Source organism: uncultured Planktosalinus sp., assembly GCF_963973675.1.
GTDB lineage: Bacteria > Bacteroidota > Bacteroidia > Flavobacteriales > Flavobacteriaceae > Planktosalinus.
This window is the reverse complement of the sequence record NZ_CAXBAN010000225.1, coordinates 1-4,445: the sequence shown is the minus strand read 5'-3', so window position 1 is coordinate 4,445 and position 4,445 is coordinate 1. Positions and strand designations below refer to the sequence as shown.

Below are 4,445 nucleotides of genomic sequence, written 5' to 3'. Positions count from 1 at the left end.
TGAGTCCTACGGGAGCGGGCTGGGACGGCACCTACAATGGCCGCGACCTGCCATCGAGCGATTACTGGTTTAGAGTGGAATACATAGAAGAAGATACAAACAAAGAATTTACAGGGCATTTTACCTTGAAGAGATAACATTGACCAACAAAAAAAAGGCTATTTAATCATTTAAACAGCCTTTTTTTTAAAATATAATCTGTTTTAAAATGTAAAGTTTGTCGTTAAGGTAAACAGGTTTTCAGTTGCATTAATGATACTCGCATTACCGAAAGCGGAATTAGGGTAAAATTGATTTAAGCGTTCTTGTTGGGTTTGCATATAAGCTAGATCAACTTTAAAGGATCCAAAATTATACCCCAACCCTATAGAATAACCTGTTAAATCATCCATCATATTTGTGTCATTGTAAGGGCTTTCTTCATATTTATACCCGCCTCTGAAACTTAAAGCATTGTATCTGTATTCACCCCCAATATGAATTGATGAAGATCCTTTCAGTACATTTTCAATTTTAGTATTTTCCTGAGCAAATGCCGTCACATTGGTGGGCCTAAACTCAATGTTTGAGTAATCTTTATAAGAGTAGTCAACACTAATTAAACCAACTTTTCCAAAAAGATAAGCTACACTACCGGTGAATTTTCCGGGTGTTTTAAGTGTGTATTCCTCATAAACGTTGATGATGTTGGGCCTGATACTTTCTGTAATGGATTGATTGCCATCATCCCGAATGGTAGAAATTTGTTGAGTGGTTTCTTCAGCAATTGAATACCAGGTGGGAGTATCGTAAACCAGTCCAAACCTAAAAAAATCGGTCGCTCTGCTGATGATACCCAATTGTGCAGAAAACCCATCACCAATGACGGCTAAGTTATTTCTAAACCCAATTTCATTTACTAGACTGCCTTCATTGTTATTGACTTCATAAAATATTGATGACTCTCTGTAATCAATTATATGCGAATTTAAGTTTAGACCAAAATAAAAATTGTCATTAATTTGAGCACCCACATTCACTGAAAACTTGGCATTGTATCCGGTTGACTCGTTCAGAAATTCCTGATTGAAAGTGCCTGATGCTATAGTGGAAAGATATCCGGTGTTGTTTGGGTTGTCAAAATCAACGGGATCAATGATATACGATTGATACCCTAAAAAGGCTTGCTGTGCTGCAAAGCCTTCATTTTCCCCTAAAAATCGATACAGGCTTGAGATGGTTTCACCGGGTTGAAGTTCCAGTAGATTTAGAGGGATTCCTTCAGCATAGCCCAGGAAATAAGAGTCAATAGATTTTGAACTTTGACCTGATGAATAATGAGCATTGTCAAAATTATTGGTCAATTCATAATTAAAACCAAGGGTAAATTTTCTCCAGACGCTCTCTTCATTAAAATTATCAAACACAAAAACAGCACCGGCCTGGTTGAAGTTTAAATCAGAGTTATAAGTAGAATTTAAATTGTTGAAATAATTGGTTTCATTTTTTTTATCAAATAATGAAAGGGAAACGCTTGCTGAGCTATTGAGAAATACGGCCGATCCTGCAGGGTTTAATTGCATGCCTGATAAGTCTCCGCCCAATGCTCCAAAAGCTCCGCTCATACTGTTGTAACGTGCAGTTCCAAAAACTCCGTTTTGACTATACCTCAAAGCATCAACGATGTTTTGAGCGTTAAATTCCTGAACAAAAATAAGCGCAATGATTAAGAAAAAATATCTTCTCATGGGTTGAATAAAGTTTTAAAAATTGGAATGATTAAATACCACCACCTCTACGACTACTAGAACTAGTTCCAGAACTGGAACCTGAACTCCCTGAACTCCTAACACTTGAACTGCCGCGGCTTGTTGAGCCGGAGCTTCTTGTACTTGTACTCGTCCTGGTACTGGTTCTTGTTGAACTATTTCTACTGCTAGTGTTTATTCCCCTTACATTTGAATTTCGGCTGTTAGAGGATCTGGTTCTCACTGAGTTTGACCTGGATCGTTGAGACGAGTTTCTAATGCTTTGTGAACTTCTACTGTTGTTAATCCTTCGTTCAATTTCTGAGCGGGAGTAGTTTCTGTTAGAACGCACGTTGCTATTATTAATACCTCTGTTAGAAGATCGGTTGTTGGATCTTACATAATCAGTATTTCTTCTGCCTCTGTTATAGGAAACATAGTTTGAGTAGCCTCCGTAATAGGGGTTGTAATAATAGGGATTGTGATATGGGTTATAATAGGGATTTGCCCATCCGGACCAGTAATGAGGGTAACTCCAGCCCCAATAAGGTGTATAATAACCACCCCAGTGCCAGTAGCTAATACCCCATCCGGCTGTGTACCACCACGTAGGTCTATGCCAGCCATAATATCCATAACCTGCATTGTTATTGTATACATTCACGGTAACAGCTGAAGTTTCTTCACCCCAGGGGCCATAAGATTCATTGTAGTCCATATCTTCGTGAACTACGCCATCTTCATCAACGTAGGCATCGTTTGAAGTATAACCTTCTACATCCGTAAATATGATATCTCCTTCAGGTACGTCGGCATAAACTTGTTTTTTAGCCTGAAAATATTGCTTGTAATAATTTCTGTTATCGGTTTCAGGTTCCTGATCTTCATAATTTGTTGCTGTCGAACCATATATCCCATCATTGTCTTCAAAACCTGCATCTCTTGAGGTTCCGCAAGATGTAAGCATCACGGCAGTGATAAATACAGCAAACAGCCTGGTGAATGATTTATATGTATAATAAGTTTTCATATCAATGGTTTTTAATTGTTCAACACTATAAATTTAAGTAGTTTTGCAAAAAACAAATAGTACTTTAACTTATTTAACACAATATTTGTGCCAACTTTAGAGCTATGGGAAAGCATTTAACTACCAGAGAAGAAGATTACTCCAAATGGTATAACGAATTAGTAGTAAAAGCAGATTTGGCTGAGAATTCAGGCGTGCGTGGTTGTATGGTCATTAAGCCTTATGGCTATGCCATCTGGGAAAAAATGCAAGCAGAACTTGATAGTAAGTTTAAAGCTACCGGTCATGAAAATGCTTATTTCCCTATTTTTATTCCTAAATCCTATTTTAGTAAAGAAGCCAGTCACGTTGATGGATTTGCCAAAGAATGTGCTGTAGTGACTCATTACAGACTCAAAAATGCCGAAGACGGTAGTGGCATTATTGTAGACCCCGACGCAAAACTTGAAGAAGAACTGATTGTAAGACCCACCTCTGAAACCATCATTTGGGATACGTACAGAAAATGGGTGCAATCTTATAGAGATTTACCCATTTTAATCAACCAATGGGCCAATGTGGTGCGCTGGGAAATGCGCACACGACTCTTCTTGCGAACGGCTGAGTTTTTATGGCAGGAAGGGCACACTGCGCATGCAACCAAACAGGAAGCAATTGAAGAAGCTGAACAAATGATGAATGTTTATGCAGACTTTGTTGAAAACTTCATGGCCATCCCCGTTATTAAAGGAACCAAATCGGAAAGTGAACGTTTTGCCGGAGCATTGGAAACCTATTGTATTGAAGCCTTAATGCAAGACGGAAAAGCCCTTCAGGCCGGCACCTCTCATTTTCTGGGGCAAAATTTTGCAAAAGCCTTTGATGTAAAATTTGCTGCTAAAGATGGTAAATTAGACTATGTGTGGGCCACCTCCTGGGGTGTTTCAACCAGACTCATGGGGGCGTTGGTGATGACCCACAGTGATGATAATGGTTTAGTAATCCCACCCAATTTGGCTCCCAATCAGGTGGTAATTATTCCCATTTACAGAAATGATGAACAGTATGAAGCGGTTTGTACCGAGGCTGAATTAATTTTAAAGGAGTTAAGGGCTAAAGGAATACGCGTAAAGTTTGATAAAAGAGACACCCAGAAACCGGGATGGAAATTCAATGAATATGAATTGAAAGGAGTGCCATTGCGCATTGCAATTGGCCCCAAAGACATTGAAAACAAATCGGTTGAATTGGCAAGGCGGGATAACCTCACCAAAGAAATTGTCAGCAGAGAGGGTCTTGACAATACAATTGACAATTTATTAAAGGAAATACAAAACAATCTTTTTGAGAAGGCGCTCAAACACAGAAATGAGCATATCACTGAGGTCAATTCCTTTGACGAATTTAAAGAACTCCTGGAAACAAAAGGCGGTTTTTTAAGTGCTCATTGGGATGGTACTCCTGAAACTGAAGAACAAATCAAAAACCTTACAAAAGCAACCATAAGATGCATTCCGCTGGACGCTAAAAAAGAATCCGGAGTTTGTGTTTTCAGTGGAAAACCATCTGAAAAAAGAGTACTTTTTGCAAAAGCATATTAAATTTTAAAAAAAGTTTGTGAACCAATTGCGAGATTGAAAAATAATTGTATTTTTGCATCCGAAATTGAAAATTGTATGGTCCGTTCGTCTAGGGGTTAGGACGCCAGG

3 protein-coding genes are annotated in these 4,445 nt (G+C 38.6%); 1 reads left to right on the top strand and 2 read right to left on the bottom strand.

The genetic code is table 11. The annotated features are described in order from the left end of the window. Window positions 1-203: 203 nt before the first annotated feature. On the bottom strand, window positions 204-1,727 hold the full coding sequence (locus AACY61_RS09370; protein ID WP_339611314.1) for a transporter: 1,524 nt from the start codon (window positions 1,725-1,727) through the stop codon (window positions 204-206). Between the two features lie 31 nt (window positions 1,728-1,758). Beyond that, on the bottom strand, window positions 1,759-2,757 hold the full coding sequence (locus AACY61_RS09365) for a hypothetical protein (RefSeq protein WP_339611313.1): 999 nt from the start codon (window positions 2,755-2,757) through the stop codon (window positions 1,759-1,761). A 104-nt stretch (window positions 2,758-2,861) separates the two neighbouring features. Here AACY61_RS09365 and proS point away from each other — a divergent pair, with 104 nt between their 5' ends. Continuing rightward, the gene (gene proS / locus AACY61_RS09360; protein WP_339611311.1) at window positions 2,862-4,337 is read left to right on the top strand and encodes a proline--tRNA ligase; all 1,476 of its coding nucleotides are present in this window, start codon (window positions 2,862-2,864) and stop codon (window positions 4,335-4,337) included. Window positions 4,338-4,445: the final 108 nt, after the last annotated feature.